This window comes from Pseudoalteromonas sp. CO109Y, assembly GCF_004208935.1.
GTDB classification, from domain to species: Bacteria; Pseudomonadota; Gammaproteobacteria; order Enterobacterales; family Alteromonadaceae; genus Pseudoalteromonas; species Pseudoalteromonas shioyasakiensis.
The window spans coordinates 19771-44292 of sequence record NZ_SGPD01000027.1 but is presented as its reverse complement, the minus strand read 5'-3'; the positions used below and the strand labels follow the sequence as shown (position 1 = coordinate 44292).

The following is a 24522-nucleotide window of genomic DNA, read 5'->3' as shown; positions in this document are numbered from 1 at the left end:
TCTAACCAACCTACCAGCTAATAGCCATAAAATAACTCACCTTTATGACTTTAAATTAAATGCCAACATTACAAGAGCCGAAATGATCGCAGAAAGAGAAATTAACCGCATAATCAAAATAACTATATTACCTGCACCGCCTGAAGTTGTACTTCTGAATAGTAGCGGGTACTCGTGGAATTTTAAAAGATACAGCACATCAAAAAGACCTACTCGCATACTATCTAGCGTAACAACATCGCCACTTTTTTGATGAATTTCACAAGCGTGTAAATTGGCCGTTTTTTCGTTCACAATATGACCACTTCTACCGTGAAAAGTATAATTAAAAATGACTTCTTGGATATCGCCCTTAGCGATTTGCAAAACTTTTGAAGCTTTACCCTCTATTGCTTGCCTATCTATTTCGAGTGAGTCTTTAGATATACTCATAACCCACTTACGACCAAATCCAAATTTGTTATAAATCACAATTCGCTTGATAACAAATACACAAAGATAACAACTCACACAAGTTACAAAAGCAGGTATCGGCTGCATCGTTTCTTGAAGCACTAGGCTCATTACAGCAATAGCGATAGTCATAAAGAAAAATAAAAATTCAGCTCCGCCCGACAGCACAGCTAGGCCCGGTAGCGACTTTAGTTTTGTATTAGAATCAGCCTGCAATACTGGCTTTTTATAGAAAGTTGAATATCTAAACCAAACTCGGTCGCTCAGGTTTAAATCTAGGGAGTGCTTCGAAAGTGGCTGATTATAATCCATTATTTAAGTTTCCATTTTTAAAACACAATTTTGCCATTACTTTCCCATTAAGCCAACATTCCTACTTAATGATATATTTCCTTTACGTTCAAGTACTAAACTAACTGCCCCAAGGCGCTTCGCGCTACATAGAGAAAAACAAAATTTATTACGCGCGAAATAAATTTCACACCTACAGTAACGTGTTAAGCCATAGTGATGTGCAGGAAGAATCAACTCAAAACTTATAGCTTAAAGCTTACAGCTCTTTTGTTTTAATCTAACTTCTAACGACTGATATCTAATATCTCCATTTTTGTTCGGCGTTAAAACACCTCGTATCTCGCCCCTCGAAACTCGTACCTTTCCCCTTTACTCTTTCTAACTTGCTAACTTTTCAATCTGATAGCTGACGGCTGAAAGCTGATAGCTCCTTCCCCTAGCAACTCACTAACTTGTTGGGTTTCGCTTCGCTCCACCCAACATACAATAAGAGCTATCCTTTACTCCCCAGCAAACTTTAACATTCGCGTTTGGTCGGTAAGCTCAATATCCACCAGCTCGAACGGGGCTTTGGCTACTTGAGTGACTGCAAAGGGCATGGTGAAACTGCCGTAACTATCAATCTGTTTAGCAACTTCAACGGTTGCCAGTTTGATGCGCTCACCTTTATTACCTTTGCCAGTTAACGTAGCACGAATAGCATAGCGGCCAGAGTCAGTCACTTGCACTGGCACCTTGGCTTGGTATTTGTTATTACCAAGCACAGTGACTTTGGCTTTATCCATACTAATGGTTTGCGAGCTATGCACAAACGGCATTTTTATAGAGCGTTTTACCGTTTGGCCATTCACTTTAGTGTCTACACTGGCTTCAAGCTCATAGTAACCATTTGCGGCACCCAAAGTTTCAAGCGGGTAATTAAATACGGCTTCACCATTTTCGTAACGTACATCTAGTTTTTCGCCATCAGGGCTTGAAAGTGTTAACTTCACATCACTATCTTTAAAGCGCTTTTTACCCATACTAAGCTGCATAGCAACACGTTGTTGCTGATCTTTCACTTTAAACTGCGATTTAGCATGTAAGGCATTGCTCGAGCCTTTTTCAATCACATGCAGCAAGTAGGTGTCGTTATCGTTAAGCGCTTGGCTTGTTCTTAACATTGCTTTGCCATTTACCTGACCAAGCTTCAATCCAACACTGCCATCGCTAAATCCTGCATTTTCCATTTGCTCACGTGCAACCATGGCTTGCATTGGCATTTGTCTAAAGTTGTCATCTCGCACCGACAGCTTATCAAGCTGTAAGCCATGAGGCTTAAATACTTCGCCACTATCAAAGCGTGCTTTTGGTGCAATGCGAATAAAGTTATCAGCTTGGTTTACAAAAACAGGCACACCACGCTTAAGCTCTTTACCCGAAACTTTCTGCCAATATTCAACACTGTCTTTTTCAAGTGTTTGTAGTTGAGCGCTTGATGCTGGTTGAACTTGAGGAAATTGATAAACCGTTTGCTCATTAGCATTTGCGGCTGTGCTTACAAGCACTATTGCAGTTGCAATTGTGGTTAACTTATTAATCATAGCGGGCTCCTAAATTCGGTTTTTAAGCATGTTTGGCAAGCCAAAACAGTTACGTCGACTTTGCTGATGACTCAAAGGCTCACCACCTTGGGTTCGTGATTTATCGGTAAACCACACCACCCCAGCTAACGACTGAGAACTGCAATTTAAAAAGCCATCTGAGCAGCTATCTAACCAGTTTTGCGTTACTTCAAGGCCCACTTGATTTTGATAACCGCCACAATAGCTATCGCTATCCCATACCGCTGACTCAACATCACTGCCCACCACGGTTTCGAATCGAGACGGTAAATTTGGGCGGTTCGGTGTGCCATACAGCCACTGTGCGTTATACGATTCCATCCAGGATACTTGTTGTTGTTTTACTGCATCGCTGCCGTAACCTAAAAGCCAACCCAAGCTTTGCTCGAACGAATTACCCGCAATAACCGCATCAGCCAACGGCGTACCACCACTTGAAGGAGCCAGAGCAATAGTACGCGTGACTTTGCTAATAATATTTGGATAGCGGCTATCCCATGTTGGGTTAGATAAAATCCAACGCACTACATTACCGCCATTAGAATGGGTGATCAGGGTTAAATCAGTGATGTTTTTATTATTGATAAATGTAGTGAGCTGCCCTGCTAAACAGCCAGATGCCGCGTCTGCCCACATGTATTGATCAAAGTCACAATTAATGACCGTGTAATTACTACTGTTTGATAAACCTTGACGAACCGTGTCGACAAAACTGCCTGTCCAATAGTCATTATACGCATCGCTTTGCTGGCCTGTACCGTGCACAAATGCGACTCCTTGCGCAGCAAAAGCACTGTGGCTGATACCCGCTGCCAACATTAAAGCTGGCACTAGTGAGAGTGTTTTTATTTTCATGTGTGTTCCTGTTGATTGTCATTTTATCTATCAGGTTGGAGGAGTGACCTCCGACCAAAAACATAGACCAAACAGGTACGAAAGCAAGAATAAATTTACATTAATTTAACTTTTGTGTGTTTTTTAAGTACAAATTATTAGGTTTTAGGAGAAAAAGAAGGGGTGAGATGCGAGATGCGAGGTGCGAGGTGCGAGGTGCGAGGTGCGAGGTGCGAGGTGCGAGGTGCGAGGTGCGAGTAAACTTTCCCCTTTACTCTTTCTAACTTGCTAACTTTCAATCTGATAGCTCTTTTGTTCATCGCGCGAAATAAATTTCACGCCTACGGATGAGCATTTCAATTTAACTACTCGCAGGCACAATCTAATCTAACTTCTAACAACTGATACCTAATATCTCCATTTTTTGTTCGGCGTTAAAACGCCTCCTACAACTCGTATCTCGTTCCTCGAAACTCGTACCTTTACCCTTTCCCCTTGTAACTCGCTAACTTGGGTATTTTAAATTTGAGAACGCGGGGTAAACCCTCTGCTACCTGTTCGGCGTTAAAACGCCTCCTACAACTCGCCCCTCGTATCTCGTATCTCGCTAACTTATGCTTTTACGAACCATACAGCGCTTTCATCAATTGGCGCAGGTTCTTTTGATTAGTTTCCGTCTTAACCAGCGCTTTTAAACGGCTTTTAACCTCTGGTTTTGACTTCGCTTGTTGACTTAACGCCGATATAGCGGCGCTGCGAATATCTCTTGGGTGACTAGGGTCAGCAAAGGCATAAATACTATCGACTTGTTCTGCGTCTAACTCATTATTACCCATAGCCTTTAATATCGCCCCTTGCGTTTTACTATCAGTTTCTTGATTTAGTTGATTACTCAAGTAATTCAAACTGGTTTTACTTGGCATTTTTGCCAAGGCCTCTGCCGCATTTAGTCGTAATCTTGCACTGTCGCCAGCTAAATAATCACCAATAAGCTGTTGATGATCATAGTCTCCACTATTACCTAGTGCGGTGATTAGGGCTGATGCTTTTTGCTCCGTTGCACTAGAGCTCAATGAATCAGCTAATTTTTGGGTTAACTGAGTTGAAAACTCACTGCCCTGCTGATTTTTTGCTATTGCCCCCATTACCATTAAAGCACTATGAGCCAGCTTTGAATTTTCTTCATCAAGACCATATGACATGGAATACTCAAAAATCGCCTCAACCTGTAAGTCAGTTAACGGTTTTTCACTGTATTTTAGTGCCATTAAACTTCTAAAGCGCTGATTTGGAGAAAATAAACCAGGCTCAACAAATACCTCTGTCAGTAATTGTTTTGAATTAACTGAGTCATGCTTACCTAGGTACATAAACAATTTACTTTCCAAAGGATCTGCAATTGATTTAGTTGAAATAAGCTCTTTTAAGCTCATCAAATACTGATCATTGTCATAAAGAAATTGCAGAAGCGTTTTTCGGTCTCCCTCTAGCCAATCCATACTTTTTAAAGCTGTGATAAACGTTTCAGTATTTTTTAAGGGTTGAGGCGGCGCTTTAGGGTAAACCCAATCTGTGCTTAAATTCTCCCATTGATTAGGGTCTTCAGGTAATTGTAGTAATCTTGCATCACTGGGTATCGATTGATTCGAGCGATTTAAACTTAGTGTTTGCAGTACTTCAATATTCATACTTCCATCACTACTACTGACTTGAATATGACTATTTCCGAGGGTTTTTGTTAACCAGCATTTATCGTTTTCAAAGATAAACTCATCACTAATAATGTTCGCCGTTTCTAACTGCATTAGCTTTTTCGCTGCGTTAGTACTTTGCCTAGAGTCAGTTGGTTCTAAATAACTGAGTTTATTTCGCTTTAGTTTGTTATCAGCTAACACTGTGTAGAGTGATTTGTACTGACCGATATCGTCACGCTCTTTAACCCAGTACTTATCCCCCTGTAAATTTTCAGGGGGTTTTGCACGGTGAAAGGCACGGTATAAAGCAATCAGCTTTTGTTGATCGGCCACTTTTAATTTAGCGTTAAACCGATAATCTAAAACTTCACCTGAGTTATTGCTAATTTTCACAGCAAAAGGCACTGCATACTCATTGCTGGTACTCACTGTTTTATTCAACTTTGCTTGAGCTTGGTACAGCTCAAAACCCAACCAGTGAAATTTCTCTGCAACTAACAAAGGCCGATAAATTAACCGCCCTAGCAAGTCAAACTGGCTTTTTGAGGGGCTATTCATCGAAACAATATTAGTATCTGCTTTTGATTGAAGTTCACCCCAAACAGTACAATGAGGCACTGCATAAGCGGCCGAAGCATAGCCTAATAAAGTGCCAAATAATAAACTCAGTTTAATTAAACGCATTATACCTTTGCCTTCATACTAATAATTTAAGGTTGCTGATTCGTCTAAAATTGTCCAGCTTTTATCGTACAAGGTACTGGTATCGTAGATAGTTTGAGTTTTGGTTTTTGTCTTAATCTTGCAACACCACTTGTATTTAGGGTATTTCACATAAACATAAAATTCACCGGAAATAGCCTCAATATCATTTGTTACATCAATTCCTAAGGTTATTTTAGAATCAGTGATAGCTTTAGCTAAATCCGCATAAAGTGTGGCATTAAATGTATCTGCAATAATCAAAAAGTCTATACCAACACCGCCACTTGCAACGCCCAAATTTATTTCTGCAGTGGCATACGCATCCATGCTGGCAGTAACAATATCTCCCCCTAAGTCAATTCGGCTATTGCTATAAGTTAAACCAACTCCTAAATCCAAGCTGCCAGTGACGCCAGCCTCCACTGTAACCGGAACAATTACAATGGTGAACGTCGTTTCAACCACTTTTTGCTCTTCGCTCCAGCTATATCCTAAAGACTTGTCTAAGGCCGTTAACGTGTCGCCCTCGTCAATTAAAGTGTCACCCAGCACACTAAAGTTTGCTGCATAAGTAATCTCACCATCACTTACATTTGCACTCGCTTCAGCACTGGCACTAACCAAACTCGCTGATTTATCAAATAGGTAAAGATCTAAATCTGCTTCAACTAGCCCCTCAGCAGAACCACCATTACTAGAAGAAACATTCATATAGCTATAAAAAGAAGGACTGATTGCTACAGCGTCACTGTCACCATAAGTAGCACTCCAACTGCCAACTTTTGCCAACGTTGTTGCTGTAGCAGCAGTAGTCTGCATCGCTGATGCTGAAGCTATTGTTGTTTTATTACTATTTAGCTCTACCGATTCTGCAGTACTCACTTCATCATGATAAAGCGCATAAGGTACTTCAACAGTAATACTATTATTTTCGCTATGAGCTTCAATTTCATCAGAGTTGTCGTGGAAGGTAAATGTCATGCTAAAGCTGTTTTCGCCACCATCGTGATCAAAATTATCGTGTATCGCTTTGAGCAATACGCCATTTACTGCAACATCCCAAGGAAAGTAATGAGATTGCTCATGATCAGGAAACTTAATACGCATCGTCTCCATATAAGCTTGCGCTTGCTCATTCCATAAGTGAGCATGATAAGTCGTTTCGCCGATGGTTATTGTTGCACTGATGTCAGCCTCGTTTACTGAATTACCAAATTTGGTGGCATTAATAAAACCTATTAAATCAGGTACTTTCTGTGTTGGTTCACCAGTACCTGTGGTATCTCTTTTACCCGGGCCAGGAAAAATAGCAAAGCCGTCGCCTACTTTAAGTTTATCTAAAACAAAATCATGGTAATGACCATCGCTAATGGTTACTGAGCTGTAGGTTGTTTCGTCACCAGACTCAATGCCACGCGACTTATTATCTGTAACATCAACTTCACTTGAGATCACACCACTTGTATCAACAAAAGCGGCAATAATAAATTCACCCGCAGCGAGATCTTCATTTGGCAAAATTAGTGTTGCCGTATGATTTTGCTCGCCTTCTTGTAACTGCTCAATATAAAACTCACCCAAATCGTAGCCATCAGGCTCATCTTCAGTTTCGAGCTCAGCGACTTTACTTCTTTCAATTAAAATAAATGAAACACCAACATGTTCATTCGTTAATAAGGCTGTTTCGGTACTGAAATCAACTGTGATCTGTTGTCCTGGTTGATAAACGTCATCAGAGACTGGGCTCATAGATTTCAACGCTACATTAGCAACAGCTTCTTGTTCGGTAGAGTCATCATCAGAACACCCAACTATTGAAAGTAGGGATAAAGCCAACACAGCACTAATCCTTTTACACTGATTCATATTACGATTCCTAATTATTGATTGTAATTTCGACAAACTATTAATTAATAAAACTCATACTTCTACTCAAAGTCCGACCGACTTATTTTCGAAACGGTTAAGCTTTAACCCACCCAAACTGGGGTACAAAAGGTTCATATTTCAAAGGGTAAATCACAATAATGGATGAATTATGGAGGGATAAAAATTTTTAATAGGTGCGAGGGACGAGGAAGGAGATAATAGATATCAGTCGTTAGAAGTCAGATTAGATTGTGCCTACGCATACTTAAATTGGAATGCTCATCCGTAGGCGTGAAATTTATTTCGCGCGATGAACATAAGAGCATCAGCTTGTAGGTTGGTTAGAGCGGAGCGAAACCCAACATTTGTAGCTATCAGATTACGAACACAAGTTTGCGAGTTCGGGGAACTTTCCCCTTTACCCTCGCTAACTTATCGAGTTTCGCTGTGCTCTGCCCAACACGCTGTTATTAATACCCTTCAAACCTTGTTGCACAACCTATGCCTATGCACTCAACACCACTGTCGAGTTCTAACAGCTCTAAATTATAACTTTTGCTTACATCTACTTTTTTTAGTGGATTATTAAAAAGGCTGATATCTACTAAATTTGCATGTTCACGTAAATCAATGTTTTTTAATTTGTTATTTGACAAAAAGAGCACTTGAAGCATGGGGTTTGCTGTTAAATCGATAGTGCTTAAGTGGTTATTACTGGCGTAAAGTGCAGTTAACTTTTTATTATGGCTTATGTCTAAAGAGCTAAGCTGGTTGGCATCTAGGTTTAGTTCGCTGAGCATCTTGAACTTGCTTAAATCTAGGTTTTTTAACTGATTATTTGCAAGCTCAAGGTTACGAATGCCACTCGGTATATTTACTTTTGTGAGCTTATTGCCCGACAGGTTAAGTTGATATAGTTCAGAATTAACAAGCGTCAATTCGCCTGTCAGCTTATTATCTTTAAGATCAATCCATGTAAGTTTACTGTTATTGCTTACATCAAGCTTTGAAAGCTTATTGCCACTCAGCATTAAAGTCTCTAACTCTTCGTTGTTACTTACATCAATACTCGTAAGGTTGTTTTGGCTTAAATCAACAAGGAAAAGCTGGCTGTTACGGCTTATGTCGATTTCGGTCAGTTGGTTTGGCACTTTCTTATCGGCAGGCCTACTTGTAATGCCGCCAATTTCACCAACTATGAAGCTATCCCCTTCATTACTGAGGACGAGTTTTGTTAAGTTACTAAAATGCTCAATCCCTTTGGCTGAAGTAATACCTCGATCTCTGCAATGTATTTTTGTCACCTCACCCACAGTTTTATAGCCACTTTCTTGTAAACACGCTAAGAAATTAGCATCTGCAACCACGTCCTCTGTTGGTGTATCGTCATTAGCCGAAGCACTAGCAACCCCAAGATTTAATACAAACAAACAGGCCAAAGCCATGTTCATGCTCACAAAGTTCCCTTTTAGCATTATTTCACCTTAAATTTTCAACAACATAATCAGGTGGTTAAGTAAGAGGTTTCGCCACCCAACAACAAAGCATGCATAATACAGGTTTTTTGATGGTTGTACCCATATAAATACACAGGTTGTTTCAAAGTTGTCATTTAAGGCTTTTCGCGAGAAATAAATTTCACGCCTACAGTATCGAGTTTAACCGCAGCAATATGCAGGCACGTCTAACTTCAAACTTGTGGCTTAAAGCTCCTTTACTCTTTCCCCTCGAAGCTCGCTAGCTTGAGTATTTTTAATCTAACTTCTAATCACTGATATCTGATAACTCTTTTTTCAGCGTTAAAACACCTCCTACAACTCGCATCTCGTTCCTCAAAACTCGGATCTTTCCCCTCGCAACTCGCTAACTTGTGTTTTTAATCTGACAGCTGACGGCTGAAAGCTGATAGCTTTTCTCCAACAAAAAAGCCGTTACATTGCTGCAACGGCTTTTTGGCATTTGAATTTAATCAAACCTTAGTCACGGTATGTCTCTACCGCTGGGCATGAACAAACTAGGTTACGGTCGCCGTATACGTCATCGATACGGGTTACTGTAGGCCAGAATTTGTCTTTTGCTACGCTTGGTACTGGGAATGCTGCGTAGAAACGGTCGTATGCACGATCCCATTCATTGCCTAGTACGTCTGCTTGTGTGTGCGGTGCAAACACTAGCGGGTTGTTTTCAATTGACCATTCGCCAGATGCGATACGGTCGATTTCTGACTTGATTGACACCATTGCTTCGATGAAACGGTCGATCTCAACTTTAGACTCAGACTCAGTTGGCTCAATCATTAGCGTGCCAGCTACTGGGAATGACATAGTTGGTGAATGGAAGCCGTAGTCTTGTAGACGTTTAGCTACGTCCATTTCTGTTACGCCTGTTTGCTCTTTGATTGGGCGTAGGTCAACAATACACTCGTGCGCAACGCGGTTGTTACGGCCACGGTATAAAATTGGGTAGTGTTCGCTTAGCTTCTCAGATAAGTAGTTAGCGTTCACGATAGCCATTTCTGTTGCTTGTTTTAAGCCTTCAGAGCCCATCATGGCAATGTATGCCCACGAGATTGGTAAAATAGCTGCTGAGCCGTAAGGGGCAGCAGAAACCGCACCGTTACCGATGTTTGTGCCAGCAACATTAATTACGCTGTGGTTAGGCATAAATGGCGCTAGGTGAGATTTAACACCGATTGGGCCAACACCTGGACCACCACCACCGTGTGGAATACAGAATGTTTTGTGTAGGTTAAGGTGCGATACGTCAGAACCAATTGAACCTGGGCTTGTAACACCTACTTGCGCGTTCATGTTTGCGCCATCCATGTACACTTGACCGCCGTGCTGGTGCACGATGTCACAGATTTCACGAATTGTTTCTTCGTAAACACCGTGTGTAGATGGGTAAGTGATCATGATACAAGATAGGTTTTCAGATACCTCTTCGGCTTTCGCTTTAAGGTCTGCCATATCAACGTTACCGTTTTTATCACAGTCAACAACCACGATTTTCATGCTTGCCATTTGTGCAGACGCTGGGTTTGTACCGTGCGCTGAACTTGGGATCAAACATACGTTACGGTGACCTTCACCGCGTGACTCGTGGTATTTACGAATCGCGATTAAGCCTGCGTATTCACCTTGTGCACCTGAGTTAGGTTGTAGTGAAACAGCATCGTAACCTGTGATGTTTACTAACCAATCATGTAACTCTGTCATCATGATTTGGTAACCCGCAGCCTGATCAAGTGGGCAGAATGGGTGTAAGTTTGCAAACTCAGGCCAAGTGATTGGGATCATCTCAGCTGTCGCATTAAGTTTCATTGTACATGAACCTAATGAGATCATTGAGTGGTTAAGCGCTAAGTCTTTGTTCTCTAGGCGCTTGATGTAACGCAACATTTCAGTCTCGCTGTGGTACGAGTTGAAGTTAGGGTGCGTTAAAATTTCGTCATCGCGTACTAGGCTTGCAGGAATTGAGTTGCTGCCATTTACTTCGATTTCGTTTGCAAGTGCATCAACGCTTAGGCCGTGATCTTCACCTAAAATGATGTCGAATAGCTCAGCTACGTCTGCACGGGTTGTTGTTTCTGATACAGAAATTGAATATTCACCTGCGCGGTTAGACGCAAAGTTAACACCGTGCTCTACTGCACGTGCAACGATTTCGTCTTTGTTATCTGCAACAACAGTCAGTGTATCGAACCATGTGTCGTGCTTAAGGTTTACACCTTTCTCTTTTAAGCCTGCTGCTAAGATGTCTGCAAAACGGTGGATACGCTCAGCGATAGTTTTAAGGCCTTGTGGACCATGGTAAACCGCGTAGAACGCTGCCATGTTCGCTAGTAATACTTGCGCTGTACAGATGTTTGAGTTGGCTTTTTCACGACGAATGTGTTGTTCACGTGTTTGCATTGCCATACGTAGTGCGTCGTTACCTAAACGGTCTTTAGAAACACCGATAATACGACCAGGTAGTGAACGCTTGTACTTGTCGCGTGTTGCGAAGAATGCAGCGTGTGGACCACCGTAACCCATAGGTACACCAAAACGCTGTGCTGAACCAAGTACTACGTCTGCACCTAGTTTACCTGGTGCTTTAAGCATTAATAAGCTCATGATGTCTGCAGCAACACAGGCAATCGCTTTTTTGTCTTGTACTTGTGCGATTAGGTCAGTTACGTCAGTGATTTCACCGGTTGTTGATGGGTATTGGAATAATGCACCAAAAATCTCATGATTAGCCGCTTCGCTTGCAGGACCAACTACTACTTCAAAACCAAACTGGTCTGCACGTGTAGCAACAACGTCGATAGTTTGTGTGTGTACGTCATCGGCAATGAAGAAGATGTTTGCTTTTTTAGCTTTAGCAACACGCTTTGCAAGGCCCATTGCTTCTGCAGCAGCCGTTGACTCGTCAAGTAATGACGCGCTTGCTAAATCAAGACCAGTTAGGTCTAGGGTCATAGTCTGGAAGTTTAATAATGATTCTAAACGACCTTGTGCAATCTCTGGTTGGTATGGTGTATACGCAGTGTACCAGCCTGGGTTCTCAAGTACGTTACGTAAAATTACGTGTGGTACGTGAGTTGGGTGGTAGCCTTGACCGATGTATGATTTGAACACTTTATTTTTGCTTGCTACTGATTTTAAGTAGCTTAGTGTTTCAACTTCAGTGCGGCTTTCGCCAATTGATAAACCTTGCTCTAAGCGAATGCTTGCAGGTACCGTTTGACCGATCAGCTCTTCAACACTCGATACTCCAAGAGCGCTCAGCATGTCGCTTACTTGCGCTGGGCTTGGCCCAATGTGACGGCGAATAAAATCTTGCTTTTGCTCTAATTGTTCAAGAGATTTGGCGTTTGACATTTGTCCAGATTCCTATGATCCAAAAAAAAGTGGTTACTGCCAATGGGTAACTGGCAATAACTTAAAAACAGGTTGATTCAGTAACTTACAGCGTATGGAAAAGTAAGCTATAAAATCATAAAAGCCCCAACTGGATACCCAAACCGCTTGATAATACTTTATTCAGGGCGATGTGAGTATTTTCAATTCAAGGCATATTGATGCAGGAATGGCATTCCCTTTTAAATCAATATAACGATGAAGTGATATTGCTCACACGCCCCGGAACGGTGGGTTTTAAATTGCTTTATTCTGCGTTAACTGATTTCGATTTAGCCCACTAGATCTTCAATCAGTCGCCTTGCCAAAAGCAATTTAAATTCCCACTGAATTTTGTATATTCAAGTGGTTTGGGTATCTCTGGGGCTTTTTAGTCGGCGTGACTAATTAATTAGTCTTCGTCGATTGTGTTAGCGTAGCCTTCAGCGTCTAACAGGTTATCAAGCTCTGATGTGTCAGATGCTTTGATACGGAATAACCAACCGTCAGTGTACGGGTCGTTATTTACTGTTTCAGGCGAATCTTCAAGCTCTTCGTTGATTGCAACGATTTCACCGCCGATTGGTGCGTAGATGTCTGATGCTGCTTTTACAGACTCAGCTACTGCGCAGTCTTCACCCGCGTCAACTTCATCACCAACTTCTGGTAATTCAACAAATACCATGTCGCCAAGAAGTTCTTGTGCGTGCTCAGTGATACCTACAGTAAACGTACCGTCACCTTCGTCGCGAACCCACTCGTGTGAAGTAGCATATTTTAATTCGCTTGGGATATTGCTCATCTTTTTGTTCCTTTGGTTTATATTGGGTGATAACACCAAATTTTTTATAGTTTAGATAACTGATTTGCCGTTACGTACAAAGCAAGGTTTAACAACCTTAACGTTAACCAGTTTTTTACGCATCTCTACTTGGGCTGTTTCGCCAGTTGAACGCGGAACGCGTGCTAGCGCAACACTGTGACCAAGGGTTGGTGAGAATGTACCAGAGGTAATCACCCCTTCACCACCTTCAACGATGACTTTTAAACCGCTACGCAATACGCCTTTTTCTTCAAGCACTAAACCAACTAGTTTGTCTGTGCACTTATCAGCGCGTTGCTGTTCTAATACTTCACGACCGATAAACTTACGATCTTCTGGCTCCCATGCGATTGTCCACGCCATGTTTGCAGCAAGTGGAGAAACACTTTCGTCCATATCTAGGCCGTAAAGGTTCATACCCGCTTCAAGACGTAACGTATCACGTGCACCTAGACCCGCTGGCGCTACGCCTGCGTCTAGAAGTTGTTGCCATAAATCAGCAGCTTGATCGTTAGGCACTACGATTTCATAACCATCTTCGCCAGTATAGCCTGTTGTCGCAATAAATAAATCACCTGCTTGCACACCAAAGAAAGGCTTCATACCTTCAACAGCAGCTTGTTGCTCTGCGTTAAGTACTGTTGCTGTTTTAGCACGTGCATTAGGGCCTTGAACGGCAATCATTGCAAACTCAGGACGCTCAGTAACCGTTACGGCGAAATCAGCTGAAACTTTAGCTAAATGCGCTAAATCTTTTTCACGTGTTGCTGAGTTAACTACTAAACGGTAGTTCGTTTCTGAGAAGAAGTAGATGATTAGGTCGTCGATTACGCCGCCTTCTTCGTTAAGCATACCTGTGTAAAGTGCTTTACCCGGTACAGTTAACTTAGCAACGTCGTTTGCAACTAGCTTACGTAAGAACGCTTGTGCTTGCTCGCCTTGAATATCGACAATAGTCATGTGAGATACGTCAAACATACCTGCATCTGTGCGAACCGCATTATGCTCTTCGATTTGTGAGCCGTAGTTGATTGGCATTTCCCAGCCGTGGAAATCAACCATTTTTGCGCCAGCTTCAAGGTGCTTAGCATGTAAAACTGTTTTAGAAGTCATAATATTCCTTCACTTTTAAATTAACCCACAAGTTGTGGGGCGTGGCCTCAATTTAATGAGGGGGAATAACATGGGCGGCGATTATACATTAGTTGCACAGTTGTCACACCCAAATTGCGATTTTGTAACTAAAAAACAGCTAAACACCCAAGTGCGTAGCTGTTTTAAAAATTTTATCTTTTAAGCAACGTTGGCTAAGGCTAAATCAAAGCCGAGCTGCTGTAAGTGCGTTTGCCATTTATCAAGCTCTGCTTGGCGCGCCACCAGCTGAAATTGCTGTGTTGCTTGGTTATCTATGGCGGTAATAAATACCTCACCACTTTGTGCACCATAACAACTGCGCATGTCTGATAAACGCAGCCCCGGCGTTAGCTTAAAGCTGTCGACCAAGGCATCAAACGCTTGCTCACCACTTAGGGTTAGTGCGCTTAAATCGTCACGCATTACATAATCAATGTCGTAACGTAGTTGTTGCTCATTAATAAGCGACTGTAATTGCACGCTGGCATCTTTACCTAATACAAAACGAAATGCAGTTTCGTTAAAGTAATACAGGGCATAAGCGTAGCTGCTTGTTAGGTCATCGTCTAATGAACTACGTAAGCCTAAACCACTGGCGGTTAGCTTATTAATATCAAGACCTAAAATAGCCGTTAAAAATGGGATTGCTTCAGTGCCACTAAAATCCATAATGGCAGTATCGCTATTTGCTTGTAGCACGTTGTCTGCTGGGGTCTCAGCTTGGCTGTGGCGAGCAAACATTATTGGCGTAAAAGTCATATGTGACACCTATCAATCGTTAATGCTTGAAGTATATTGCGCCGTGCTGGCAACAACAAATTGTAATTATTTATCAATTGATAAATAATGCTTATATACATAGCCCTATAAATAGAATTTTTTAATGAAAAACATTTCTACCGATAGTTTACGTACTTTAGTCACTGTTGTTGAAGTTGGCGGATTTGCCAAAGCTGGTGAATTATTGGGGCTATCGCAACCGGCTGTGAGCTTACAAATAAAGCGCCTAGAAGACATGCTGGGCCATAAGCTTTTTAAAAAGCAAGGCCAGCGCCAAGTGCTTAATCAATATGGCGAATTGCTTATGCCATTAGCTAAGCAAATGCTGCAACAAAACGATGCCATTTTGCAGCAGTTCACCAGCGAAAACGTGACCGGTAAAGTGCGCTTGGGGATCCCCAGTGAATTTGCTGCACGTATTTTACCGTCGATCATTGGTGACTTCGTGGCCCTATACCCTGACGTATCGCTCGAAGTGCGCTCTCGATTGAGTAAACATTTGTTGTCGGTCTCGCGCCAAGATCAATTCGATTTAGTGCTGGCATTAAACGAAGAGCTAGAATCAGCTAAGTTCCCTATCTTTATGCAAGACCAACTAGTATGGGTGGGTGATTTAAACCTTGCACAGAACGATGTGGTAACGCTTGTAACCGCCCCCGAGGGATGTATTTATCGCCGCCGCGCAATCGAAGCACTACAAAGTGCGGGTATTAAATACCGCATTGCTTACAGTAATGCCGACTTAACTGGCCTAACTGCGGCATTAAAAGAAGGCTTAGGCATTACGGTGCTTGCAAAAAGCACCGTACCGAATGAGCTTAATTACCAAATACAAACCAAGGACCTCCCCGAGCTTGGTCAAATCGGTATTAGTTTAATTAAACGTACCGACGACCCCGGCACCGCCGTAGACAAACTCGCCGAATTCATCGCCCTACGTTTGACTTAGGATTGAGTTGCGAGTTGCGAGTTGCGAGTTGCGAGTTGCGAGTTAGCAAGTTAGCAAGATTGTAGCAGCGATTTTATATCGCGTAGGAATTTAGCTAGGTGCTAGGTGCTAGGTGCTAGGTGTTAGGTGCTAGGTGCTAGGTGCTAGGTGCTAGGTGCTAGGTGCTAGGTGTTAGGTGCTAGGTGCTAGGTGCTAGGTGCTAACAGCATAGACTTTTTTCGGCGTTAAAACGCCTCCTACAACTCGCATCTCGTTCCTCGTATCTCGCAAACTTTCCCCTTTACTCTTTCTAACTCGCTAACTTTTAATCTGATAGCTAACGGTTGAAAGCTGATGGCTCCAAACGTTAGGCTTAGATAAGCATCGCGCGAAATAAATTTCACGCCTACGGGTATGCATTTCACTGAGACTGCGTGCAGGCTGATCTGACTTATAGCTTAAAGCTTACAGCTCTGTTGTTTTAATCTAACTTCTAACCACTGTTATCTAATATCTCCATTTTTTCGGCGTTAAAACGCCTCCTACAACTTGCATCTCGTTCCTCTTATCTCGCAAACTTTCCCCTTTACTCTTTCTAACTCGCTAACTTTTAATCTGATAGCTGACGGCTGAAAGCTGATGGCTCCACCCTATTAAGTTTTACTTAACACCTCCCAAAACCCAATATCGTAATACAATACTACTGTATTTTTTATATCTTATTTATTTCAAAAACTTACAGTTCAGACCTGTTTTATTACAAATAGGATTGATTCGCATTTTTTTACATGTTTTAATTGCGCCGGTTAAAAAAATCTAAACATATACAGGACACACAATGACACCTAAGTTTATTGTTTCTACGCTTTCGACTGCGGTCGCTTTATCTTTAAGCGCTAATGCTTTTGCAAAAGATGTAACTAAAGAAGAGAAGAACTTCGAGCAAATCACTGTAATTGGCTCTGCATCTGCAATTAACGATATTCCTGGCTCTGCTACTTTTATTGATGAGCAAGAACTAGAAAAGTTTGAATATACTGATATATCTCGTGTTTTAAGTGCTGTACCGGGTGTATATGTACAAGAAGAAGACGGCTACGGCCTTCGTCCTAACATCGGTATGCGTGGTACGGGTACAGGTCGTAACGACAAAATCTCAGTAATGGAAGATGGTGTACTTGTAGCACCAGCACCTTACTCAGCGCCTTCTGCTTACTACTTCCCTACTATGGGTCGTATGGAGTCTATCGAAGTACTTAAAGGTGCAGCTTCTGTAAAGTATGGCCCGCGTACAACAGGCGGTGTTTTAAACTTAGTTTCTCGTAGCTTACCAACTGAAGGGTCTAAAGGTTTACTTAACGCCGAGCTTGGTAGCGACGGTTTCTACAAAGGTCATGCTTACTTCGGTAAAAAGAAAAACAATGCTGCAGGCCTTGTAGAAGTTTTCACTTACGGTGCAGATGGCTTTAAAGATTTACCAGTAGGTAGCGACAACACAGGCTTCGAAAAGAACGATTTCTTATTAAAGTTTGGCTTTGACTTTGGTGATAACGAAGCACACAGCCTAGAAATGAAGTTAAAGTACTCAGACGAGCGCTCTGACGAAACGTACATGGGCTTAACTGACGCTGATTACCAAGAAAACCCTTACCGTCGTTATGCTGCATCGCAAAACGATGAAATGAACACACAACACAATGCATACCAAATCAACTATGCATACCGCTTTGGTAAAGGTTACGAGCTACTTGCGACAGCTTACCTGAACGATTTCCACCGTAACTGGTATAAAGCAAGCAAAGTAAGCAGCAGCTACCTTGAGCAATACAGCGAGTTTGAAGCAAACCCAACGAGCGAAGGTATTGAAGGTGTTGGCGTAAAAGCGAATAACCGTGATTACCAAGCGAAAGGCTTGCAAACTGAATTCCATATCCCTGCGGGCAACCACTACATCACTGTGGGTGCACGTTACCATGAAGATGAAATGGATCGTTTCCAATGGGAAGACAAGTACACGCTTAACCAAGACCTATCAATGACGCTTACAGAAAAAGGCGTTCCAGGTTCAAACAGCAACCGTTTAGATAGCGCAGAAGCGACGACCCTATTCATTCAAGATGAGTGGTCACTTGATGCATTAGTTATTAGCGCAGGCCTTCGCTACGAAGACATCACAATCAAACGTGTTGAATGGGCTAAGTCTGATCCAAACCGTGAAAATGGCTTAACAAAAGATATCAGCAACGACACTGAGATCTTAGTACCATCACTAGGTGCTACTTACACTGTTAGCGATAACCTAACGCTTCTTGCTGGTATTCAAAAAGGTTACGCACCAGCAGCCCCTGGTAATGCGGATCAAGAAGAAGAAGAGAGTGTTAACATTGAGCTAGGTGGTCGTTACGATTACGCGGGCATTCAAGGTGAAGTAATTTACTTTAACTCTGACTACACAAACATGCACGGTAACTGTACTGCGGCTGTTGGTTGTAGCGATGACAACATTGGCGACCAATACAACTACGGTGAAGTATCTGTGTCTGGTTTTGAGCTAAGCGCAGGTAAAGTGTTTGCTACTAACGCAGCTTCATTCCCTGTTCGCTTAACTTACACTTACACTGATTCTGAGTTTGACAATGCATTTGAATCAGATCTTTGGGGTAGCGTAGAAAAAGGCGATGCAATGCCATACGTGCCTGAAAACCAATTAGCGCTTTCAGTGGGTGCTGAGTTCTCAAGCTTTGTATTCGATACGCAAATGCGTTATGTGTCTGATGCACACGCAGACTTAACTAGCTCAGGTCGCAATGCAATCGACAGCCGCGTGGTATGGGATTTAGCTGCTAAATATCTAATCGACGACAAACAAAAAGTATACTTAACAGTAGACAACCTGTTTGACAAAACCTACGTTGCAAACCGTGCAAACGGCGGTATTCAACCGGGTAAACCACGTACCCTACAACTAGGTTACAGCTACTCGTTCTAATAAAACGACTTAGCGAAATATCAAAAGCCGTGTGATGAAAATCCCACGGCTTTTTGACTGGTTAAACGTATTGCAAAAACAAGTTATCATCGTGTGATTAAAATTGCTTGCCCTTGGATTATTTCAGCATTTTGCAAGGCTATGCATAGTTTTAAATCCTCATTTTCACTATTCATATCTTAACCATTCAAACCTTAATACTTCTAGTTTACTACTCGAACACCACATAATATTTTAAAACCTTGATTTTAAATAAATAATGTAATTAGTTAATTTTTAAAAAAGAGACCTCAATAGTGATAGAGCTGAAGTTTCATGATTCAATTGAACTGACAATCACTGTATCTAGAGAATCACATATGAGAATTTTGACCACCTCTAACGCCAAGTTTAGTTAGTAAAATGATTGAGAATTATTGTAAATTCATATCATTGATATTTATCACTTTTGTAACTAGATCCAAGCCTAGCTTCAGCTCGGTCGATTGCTTCTCTAAATGACACTCTAGGCATCAGAATAGATTCACGATTTTGCGTACCAAAGGTATAGTCATACGGAAAGTGCTTGCGCTCTGTATGTGGCCCAAATTTACCCGTTGCAAATATTCCTTGGTGGCAACTAATACAATTACTAGTCGAGTCAGGCCCCTCTATAAAAGGGTTAGAATTCCAAGTTATTACCTTCGACTTATTACGATAGCTTAAAAATAACTTTTTGCTACCACTAAATAGTGGAAAGTTATTCATGCCATCTCCCGGTGAAGAATCCATTTCAAGTTCATTAACCGACACTAACATAATATAGTTAGTGTAGATATCGTTGATATTATCCGGTCTATCACTACCAAACCCTTTATCTGCCTCAGGTTGCCAAATAAATGAAATCCATATCCAATCTTTTAGCTCCTTAGTGACAATGTGGAAGCCTTTTAGAACGAAGACTCTTTCACCATCACGTATCATAAAAGAATTTTTTTTATCTAGACAATATTCCCCTTTTTTAATCCACTCACTACTATTAGCAATAACTTCATGCACTCCTATAGGGCTAAGATCTTTAACATCACTTTTGTGACAAAAACCTATGTCATTTTGAGATTTAGCTTCACCCCACGCCAATTTCATCATAATTGATGTTGGCGGAAACTCAGCCATACAATTGGAATGAGATGCTTTGTTCGTTAGCGGTGCGTCCATCAACTTTATACTCACTGGTGAGCATTTAGCAATACTTCGAAAGTTCTGCAATATGTGGAGCACATAATCTGAGTTGTAAACTGCAGGAGAAAACGGTTGAAACCCTCCAGTTAATGGTGCTGGATCAAAATTAGGAGATTTAAGCCTTTGAATTTTAGTCAATAATTTTTTTGCTGCAATTTCTGTAAGTCCAGAGTCGGTAAGCGCTACATTGGAATCTATCGCGTCTAAAAGATACGTAATGTCATCACGAGAAAACCATGTTTGCCACAATGAAGCTGGACTATTTTCCATAACGAAACCAAAACCGGCTTGTTGCTTGGCAGGAGCTAAAACTTCAGCTGAAATTTGCCAAGCAATCTTCCTGCGAAGTGAAAAATCTGCTGCAAGCTGCAAAGAGTCAAGTTCACCTACACCTAAATAAGGCTCAGCTTTCACTCTTGCCCCTACCTCTTTTGATTTGGTTATCAAAGCTGCATGAATATTTAGACTAATGCCTATCAGAAAATAGGCAACTAGGTTCATTGAGGCTAATTTAAGCATTCAGCTCCCTCCTGCCTTAATTCATACTTTTAAGCGCTATTTTTTGCTTTAGTGACAACCCCCATTCAAAGTTAGCATCTATTTTAAGTGCCACCTCTATGTAATCACTAGCTTCTTTGAAGTGATTAAAGTGCAAGTGACAGTGGGAAAGCCAATAAAGGGCATCGAGGTATCCCCATGAAGGTATTTGCTCTGTTATTGGCTGGGCTGTTTCAAATAACTCAACAGACTTAGCTAGTAACGTAAGTGCTTTTTTCTTACTGCCTCCAACTAGCTTCGGTTTGTTCATAAACGATAAACCTTGTAATAGATACGCCCGGGGGTTGTTAGGATTTATTTCAAAAGCAATCTTAAAAGACCTATCCGCTGTCATCCCAGCTCTTGCTTTCGCTATAGGATCTTTTATTACAGCTGCCAAGTGACCACTACAACAGGCTGCCAAAGCATAAAACTCATCGCTTTTATTTTCCACTCCATGAGCATCTTTTAACAAACTCATAGCCTGTCGCGAATGAGCTTTACTATCCACCTCCAACTGGCTCAGTGTCAATAATGTAAAAACACTATAGTAAACCTGCCAAGGCTTTAATTGTTCAGGCATCTGTTCTTTCACAAAATCATTAAAAAGCCGATTTAATCCTTTAATATCATATTGCATTTTTAGCCGCCAAATTTGTGTTTCAATATCTAGAAAGTGACGCGTATGTTGATACATTTCCTATCTCCTTACTCGAATTAACCTTTTCTAATGGCAGTCACAATTGAGCGATTAAGTGAAATAAAAGTCGGAGGGAGTCCACCGACAAAGGCAATAGTGATAGCAGTCAGAACAGCTATAAGCGCACTTTGCCAAGTGATACTAAATGGAAAAACTACTTCACTTAGGCTGAGATGATTCAAAATCACGGCTTTAGACTGCAAAAATATACCCAATGTCAACAATATTCCCACTACCGAGCCTGCTATACTTATTAAAATGGTGACACTATAAATACTGGTTGCTAGATTTAGCGAAGAAAAGCCTATCGCTCTGAGCACTGCTGTTTCTCTCTGACGGGCTTCAATCATGGTGTGCATGCTCTGCAATGTCGAAAAACCTGTGGCTAGAATTAAAATAATAATGCTGGGAATAGCAATAATATCTACAAACTGAATCATTTCATCGATTTGACCTGCGTAGTAATGTCGCTGCGTTTTGGCAACCAAGTTGATTCGGTTGTTTTCTTGGTTAAGTATATTGACTATCGCTTGAGCATTTGCAGCATCTTCAACTCCTACTCGAATAGATTGAAAAATAGCCCCACGATTGTAAGCATCCTGTAATAAACTGATTTCGCCCCATACCTCCGACTCTGCAACAGTCTCAGTTGTGGCGAAAACCCCCACAATTGTCCACTCCAATGAGCCCAAAGTAATTTTCTGGTTAAGCCCCAACCAAGGAAATCGTGAAACTAGCTTATCGCCAACGATGAGTTCACGCCTGCCTGACGAAAACATCCTACCACTTTGAATACTGAAGTGATTTCTCAGTTTCAGTGAATCATCACTTACACCTCTAACGGCAACCACCTGAACTTCGTGTTTGGCTGCATCGGCAACTCGAATATTAGTAAAAAGCTCCGAAGCGACAATCGAATTCCTAGAGTTTGCATTGATCAGTGTTTTTAGTTGTTCTACTTGTTGAAGGCTAAAAGAACTGATCACTTCGCTTTCTGAACCATTGCCCAACAGTATCAATTGTTTATCTGAGCCAGCTGTTTCAATCACCCCTGATAACCCCACCCGAAGTGACGAAAACACTAAGATAATCAATGTCAGACTAGCAGAGCAAATTAGAATAGAGGCAACCTCATAACGCCTTTGGGCTAAACTCTTAATGTCTAGTAGTAAACAATTTAAAAGTAGCTTCATATTAAATTGCCGATTTTAAGTTAGCTGCCATGTCTTCTTGCAACAACTTTAACAAAGGAAGAGTGGCACCTGTTGCACCAAGAGAAATAGCGATGGCGGAAATTTGAACTATGTCCCAAAATCTGAGCTCAATATCGGAGAACGGACCATCCACAAGTATCTGTCCGAGTAGTACGGAGCTGACAAGAGTAATACAAGTTGCAATCAACATGGCCAACACCACAACCAAAATATTCTCTGCCACTAACAGTGAACTAATCTTTCTTTTTGAATAACCCAGCGCACTAAAAAGTGCCAACTCCCTCTTACGCTCCACCAATGACTGAGCCATAGAACTGGACGTGAGTAAAAACACAACCAAAACGGCTATGGCTAAGACGAGTTTTGTCATGAGAGCCAAATCACCCAACTGCCTACGAAATGATTCAGCAAAAGCGCTTTCTTTTGAAGTAAAAGTTGCGTTTTTGCTATTTTCAAACAGCTTGTCTAACTGGTTGATAGTGTTGTTGATATCATAATCAGATCGAACCCGAGATACAAAAAAGCTAGTCATACCTCTGCCGAACAAACGATTCCGCTCCAAATAAGTGTGCTTGATTAACATAGACTGCTCTTCGGTACCGTCCTCGGCATAAAAAATCCCAGCAATGGTAAAGGGCCAATCGTTGCTGAAATTCTTTTGGGTCCAAATACTGGTAGTAAGCACAATTTTATCACCTACTTTCCAATCAAAACGCTCTGCAAGTAGCGGCGTGACTAAAACAGCAGTTGGATCTTCCAGCCACAAGGGCAGACTAGTATTTGGAATTTGAATTCCGTCATACACTGCAAAATAGGTATCTTCTTCAATAGCGTATTGAGAAAAGGTCTGGTCAGGTTTAAGAAAGTAACCACCAAACCAAGTGGCAAAAGTAGCGTTGCTCACTTGTGGCATTTTTCTCACCCGCTCAATGGCAGGTTGCATTAATGGCTGAATAATTGACTGTTGGTTGATGGTGACTATGCGACGTTTTTCATCCAGTTCAAATTCCACGTCATAGGCATTATCAATACCAATAATCAGACTGAAAACAAAAAATGCCAAACACATAGGTATTACAGTCAATACAAGTCGTACCGGCTTTCGCAGCATATTCTTCACAATTATCTGCAGCAAGCTCACACTAGTACTCCTTACCTGAAGATAGGAATACCTCTGAACAAACACTAGCTTGGGTAAGTCTTCCTTTATACAGCTCTATGCGCCTATCGGTTGCTTCAGCCGCTATCATATCGTGAGTCACCATAATAATAGTTTTCTTAAACTCTGTTTTTAATGTATTGAGTAAGTTTAAAATTGATTTAGCGGATTTTCTGTCCAGATCACCGGTAGGCTCATCGCATAACATTAATTTTGGTGAACTGACAAAAGCTCTAGCAATCGCGACTCTTTGTTCCTGTCCACCAGATAATTCGTTAGGATAGTGTGACGCTCTGTCTGCTAGTCCCACCAGTTCAAGTGCTGCACCCACTCGTTCTCGTCTCTTTTTTGATGACATACTGGTAAGGAGTAGTGGCAATTCCACATTTTGTGCGGCGCTTAAATAGGGCAGCAAGTTGCTAAACTGAAAAACAAAACCGATATTTCTCGCTCTCCAAAACGCAGATTCTGCATCGCTGCCTTTGATTTGTGCCTGACCTTCAATGAGTATTTGACCAGCATCCTGACTATCCAACCCGCCGATAATATTCAGCAGTGTGGTTTTTCCTGAGCCCGAAGGGCCAGTTAAAGCAATAAACTCTCCCTGTTCGACATTCAGGTTGATTTGATCCAAGGCGATAATCCGAGTGTCACCTTTTCGGTATTCTTTTGATAATTTTTTTATTTGTAAAAACATA

The 24522-nt window shown here is 41.5% G+C and carries 17 protein-coding genes; 2 read left to right on the top strand and 15 right to left on the bottom strand.

The features are described from left to right. Positions 1–42 precede the first annotated feature (42 nt). The 10 genes from EXT43_RS10175 to EXT43_RS10130 form a co-directional block, all read right to left on the bottom strand. Positions 43–765, bottom strand: coding sequence for a hypothetical protein (locus tag EXT43_RS10175; RefSeq protein WP_062564989.1), 723 nt, complete (start codon positions 763–765; stop codon positions 43–45). Between the two features lie 482 nt (positions 766–1247). After that, positions 1248–2330: a DUF4785 domain-containing protein gene (locus EXT43_RS10170; protein WP_062564988.1), complete on the bottom strand. Its 1083-nt coding sequence runs from the start codon at positions 2328–2330 to the stop codon at positions 1248–1250. A 9-nt stretch (positions 2331–2339) separates the two neighbouring features. Then, positions 2340–3206 (bottom strand): hypothetical protein, encoded by an 867-nt coding sequence (locus tag EXT43_RS10165; protein ID WP_062564987.1) that lies wholly within the window; start codon positions 3204–3206, stop codon positions 2340–2342. Between the two features lie 599 nt (positions 3207–3805). Beyond that, positions 3806–5563, bottom strand: coding sequence for a HEAT repeat domain-containing protein (locus EXT43_RS10160; RefSeq protein WP_062564986.1), 1758 nt, complete (start codon positions 5561–5563; stop codon positions 3806–3808). An 18-nt stretch (positions 5564–5581) separates the two neighbouring features. Further along, positions 5582–7450 (bottom strand): hypothetical protein, encoded by a 1869-nt coding sequence (locus EXT43_RS10155; protein WP_130166879.1) that lies wholly within the window; start codon positions 7448–7450, stop codon positions 5582–5584. 473 nt (positions 7451–7923) lie between these two features. Then, complete coding sequence (locus tag EXT43_RS10150; protein WP_062564984.1) at positions 7924–8928, bottom strand: hypothetical protein; 1005 nt, start codon at positions 8926–8928, stop codon at positions 7924–7926. A gap of 501 nt (positions 8929–9429) precedes the next feature. Beyond that, positions 9430–12321 (bottom strand): aminomethyl-transferring glycine dehydrogenase, encoded by a 2892-nt coding sequence (gene gcvP, locus EXT43_RS10145; protein WP_062564961.1) that lies wholly within the window; start codon positions 12319–12321, stop codon positions 9430–9432. A gap of 430 nt (positions 12322–12751) precedes the next feature. After that, positions 12752–13141 carry a glycine cleavage system protein GcvH gene (gene gcvH / locus EXT43_RS10140; protein ID WP_054551324.1) on the bottom strand — a complete coding sequence of 130 codons (390 nt, stop codon included), beginning with the start codon at positions 13139–13141 and terminating at the stop codon, positions 12752–12754. Between the two features lie 51 nt (positions 13142–13192). After that, the gene (gene gcvT / locus EXT43_RS10135) at positions 13193–14275 is read right to left on the bottom strand and encodes a glycine cleavage system aminomethyltransferase GcvT (RefSeq protein ID WP_062564960.1); all 1083 of its coding nucleotides are present in this window, start codon (positions 14273–14275) and stop codon (positions 13193–13195) included. 180 nt (positions 14276–14455) lie between these two features. Then, the gene (locus EXT43_RS10130) at positions 14456–15055 is read right to left on the bottom strand and encodes a hypothetical protein (protein ID WP_054560756.1); all 600 of its coding nucleotides are present in this window, start codon (positions 15053–15055) and stop codon (positions 14456–14458) included. Positions 15056–15179: 124 nt separating this feature from the next. Between EXT43_RS10130 and EXT43_RS10125 the strand changes: the two genes are divergently transcribed. Beyond that, the gene (locus EXT43_RS10125; protein ID WP_054551321.1) at positions 15180–16025 is read left to right on the top strand and encodes a LysR family transcriptional regulator; all 846 of its coding nucleotides are present in this window, start codon (positions 15180–15182) and stop codon (positions 16023–16025) included. Between the two features lie 817 nt (positions 16026–16842). Continuing rightward, positions 16843–18993, top strand: coding sequence for a TonB-dependent receptor (locus EXT43_RS10120; RefSeq protein ID WP_062564959.1), 2151 nt, complete (start codon positions 16843–16845; stop codon positions 18991–18993). 429 nt (positions 18994–19422) lie between these two features. Here the strand turns inward: EXT43_RS10120 and EXT43_RS10115 are convergent, their stop codons facing one another. Genes EXT43_RS10115 through EXT43_RS10095 form a run of 5 tightly spaced genes read right to left on the bottom strand, consistent with a single transcriptional unit; the run spans position 19423 to position 24521 of the window. Continuing rightward, positions 19423–20733: a hypothetical protein gene (locus EXT43_RS10115; RefSeq protein ID WP_130166878.1), complete on the bottom strand. Its 1311-nt coding sequence runs from the start codon at positions 20731–20733 to the stop codon at positions 19423–19425. A 16-nt stretch (positions 20734–20749) separates the two neighbouring features. Next, positions 20750–21448, bottom strand: coding sequence for a hypothetical protein (locus tag EXT43_RS10110; protein WP_062564957.1), 699 nt, complete (start codon positions 21446–21448; stop codon positions 20750–20752). A 20-nt stretch (positions 21449–21468) separates the two neighbouring features. Further along, on the bottom strand, positions 21469–22644 hold the full coding sequence (locus EXT43_RS10105) for an FtsX-like permease family protein (RefSeq protein ID WP_062564956.1): 1176 nt from the start codon (positions 22642–22644) through the stop codon (positions 21469–21471). A 1-nt stretch (position 22645) separates the two neighbouring features. Further along, on the bottom strand, positions 22646–23806 hold the full coding sequence (locus EXT43_RS10100) for an ABC transporter permease (RefSeq protein ID WP_062564955.1): 1161 nt from the start codon (positions 23804–23806) through the stop codon (positions 22646–22648). Position 23807: 1 nt separating this feature from the next. Further along, positions 23808–24521, bottom strand: a complete 714-nt coding sequence (locus EXT43_RS10095; RefSeq protein ID WP_062564954.1) for an ABC transporter ATP-binding protein — start codon at positions 24519–24521, stop codon at positions 23808–23810. Position 24522: the final 1 nt, after the last annotated feature.

What these genes read in the sequence shown, in the direction of transcription:
- EXT43_RS10095 (WP_062564954.1), bottom strand. Translation starts at nt 24,521, where the DNA reads ATGTTTTTACAAATAAAAAAATTATCAAAAGAATACCGAAAAGGTGAC.
- gcvP (WP_062564961.1), bottom strand. Translation starts at nt 12,321, where the DNA reads ATGTCAAACGCCAAATCTCTTGAACAATTAGAGCAAAAGCAAGATTTT.
- EXT43_RS10125 (WP_054551321.1), top strand. Translation starts at nt 15,180, where the DNA reads ATGAAAAACATTTCTACCGATAGTTTACGTACTTTAGTCACTGTTGTT.
- gcvT (WP_062564960.1), bottom strand. Translation starts at nt 14,275, where the DNA reads ATGACTTCTAAAACAGTTTTACATGCTAAGCACCTTGAAGCTGGCGCA.
- EXT43_RS10170 (WP_062564988.1), bottom strand. Translation starts at nt 2,330, where the DNA reads ATGATTAATAAGTTAACCACAATTGCAACTGCAATAGTGCTTGTAAGC.
- EXT43_RS10120 (WP_062564959.1), top strand. Translation starts at nt 16,843, where the DNA reads ATGACACCTAAGTTTATTGTTTCTACGCTTTCGACTGCGGTCGCTTTA.
- EXT43_RS10165 (WP_062564987.1), bottom strand. Translation starts at nt 3,206, where the DNA reads ATGAAAATAAAAACACTCTCACTAGTGCCAGCTTTAATGTTGGCAGCG.
- EXT43_RS10175 (WP_062564989.1), bottom strand. Translation starts at nt 765, where the DNA reads ATGGATTATAATCAGCCACTTTCGAAGCACTCCCTAGATTTAAACCTG.
- EXT43_RS10105 (WP_062564956.1), bottom strand. Translation starts at nt 22,644, where the DNA reads ATGAAGCTACTTTTAAATTGTTTACTACTAGACATTAAGAGTTTAGCC.
- EXT43_RS10130 (WP_054560756.1), bottom strand. Translation starts at nt 15,055, where the DNA reads ATGACTTTTACGCCAATAATGTTTGCTCGCCACAGCCAAGCTGAGACC.
- EXT43_RS10110 (WP_062564957.1), bottom strand. Translation starts at nt 21,448, where the DNA reads ATGTATCAACATACGCGTCACTTTCTAGATATTGAAACACAAATTTGG.
- gcvH (WP_054551324.1), bottom strand. Translation starts at nt 13,141, where the DNA reads ATGAGCAATATCCCAAGCGAATTAAAATATGCTACTTCACACGAGTGG.
- EXT43_RS10150 (WP_062564984.1), bottom strand. Translation starts at nt 8,928, where the DNA reads ATGCTAAAAGGGAACTTTGTGAGCATGAACATGGCTTTGGCCTGTTTG.
- EXT43_RS10160 (WP_062564986.1), bottom strand. Translation starts at nt 5,563, where the DNA reads ATGCGTTTAATTAAACTGAGTTTATTATTTGGCACTTTATTAGGCTAT.
- EXT43_RS10115 (WP_130166878.1), bottom strand. Translation starts at nt 20,733, where the DNA reads ATGCTTAAATTAGCCTCAATGAACCTAGTTGCCTATTTTCTGATAGGC.
- EXT43_RS10155 (WP_130166879.1), bottom strand. Translation starts at nt 7,450, where the DNA reads ATGAATCAGTGTAAAAGGATTAGTGCTGTGTTGGCTTTATCCCTACTT.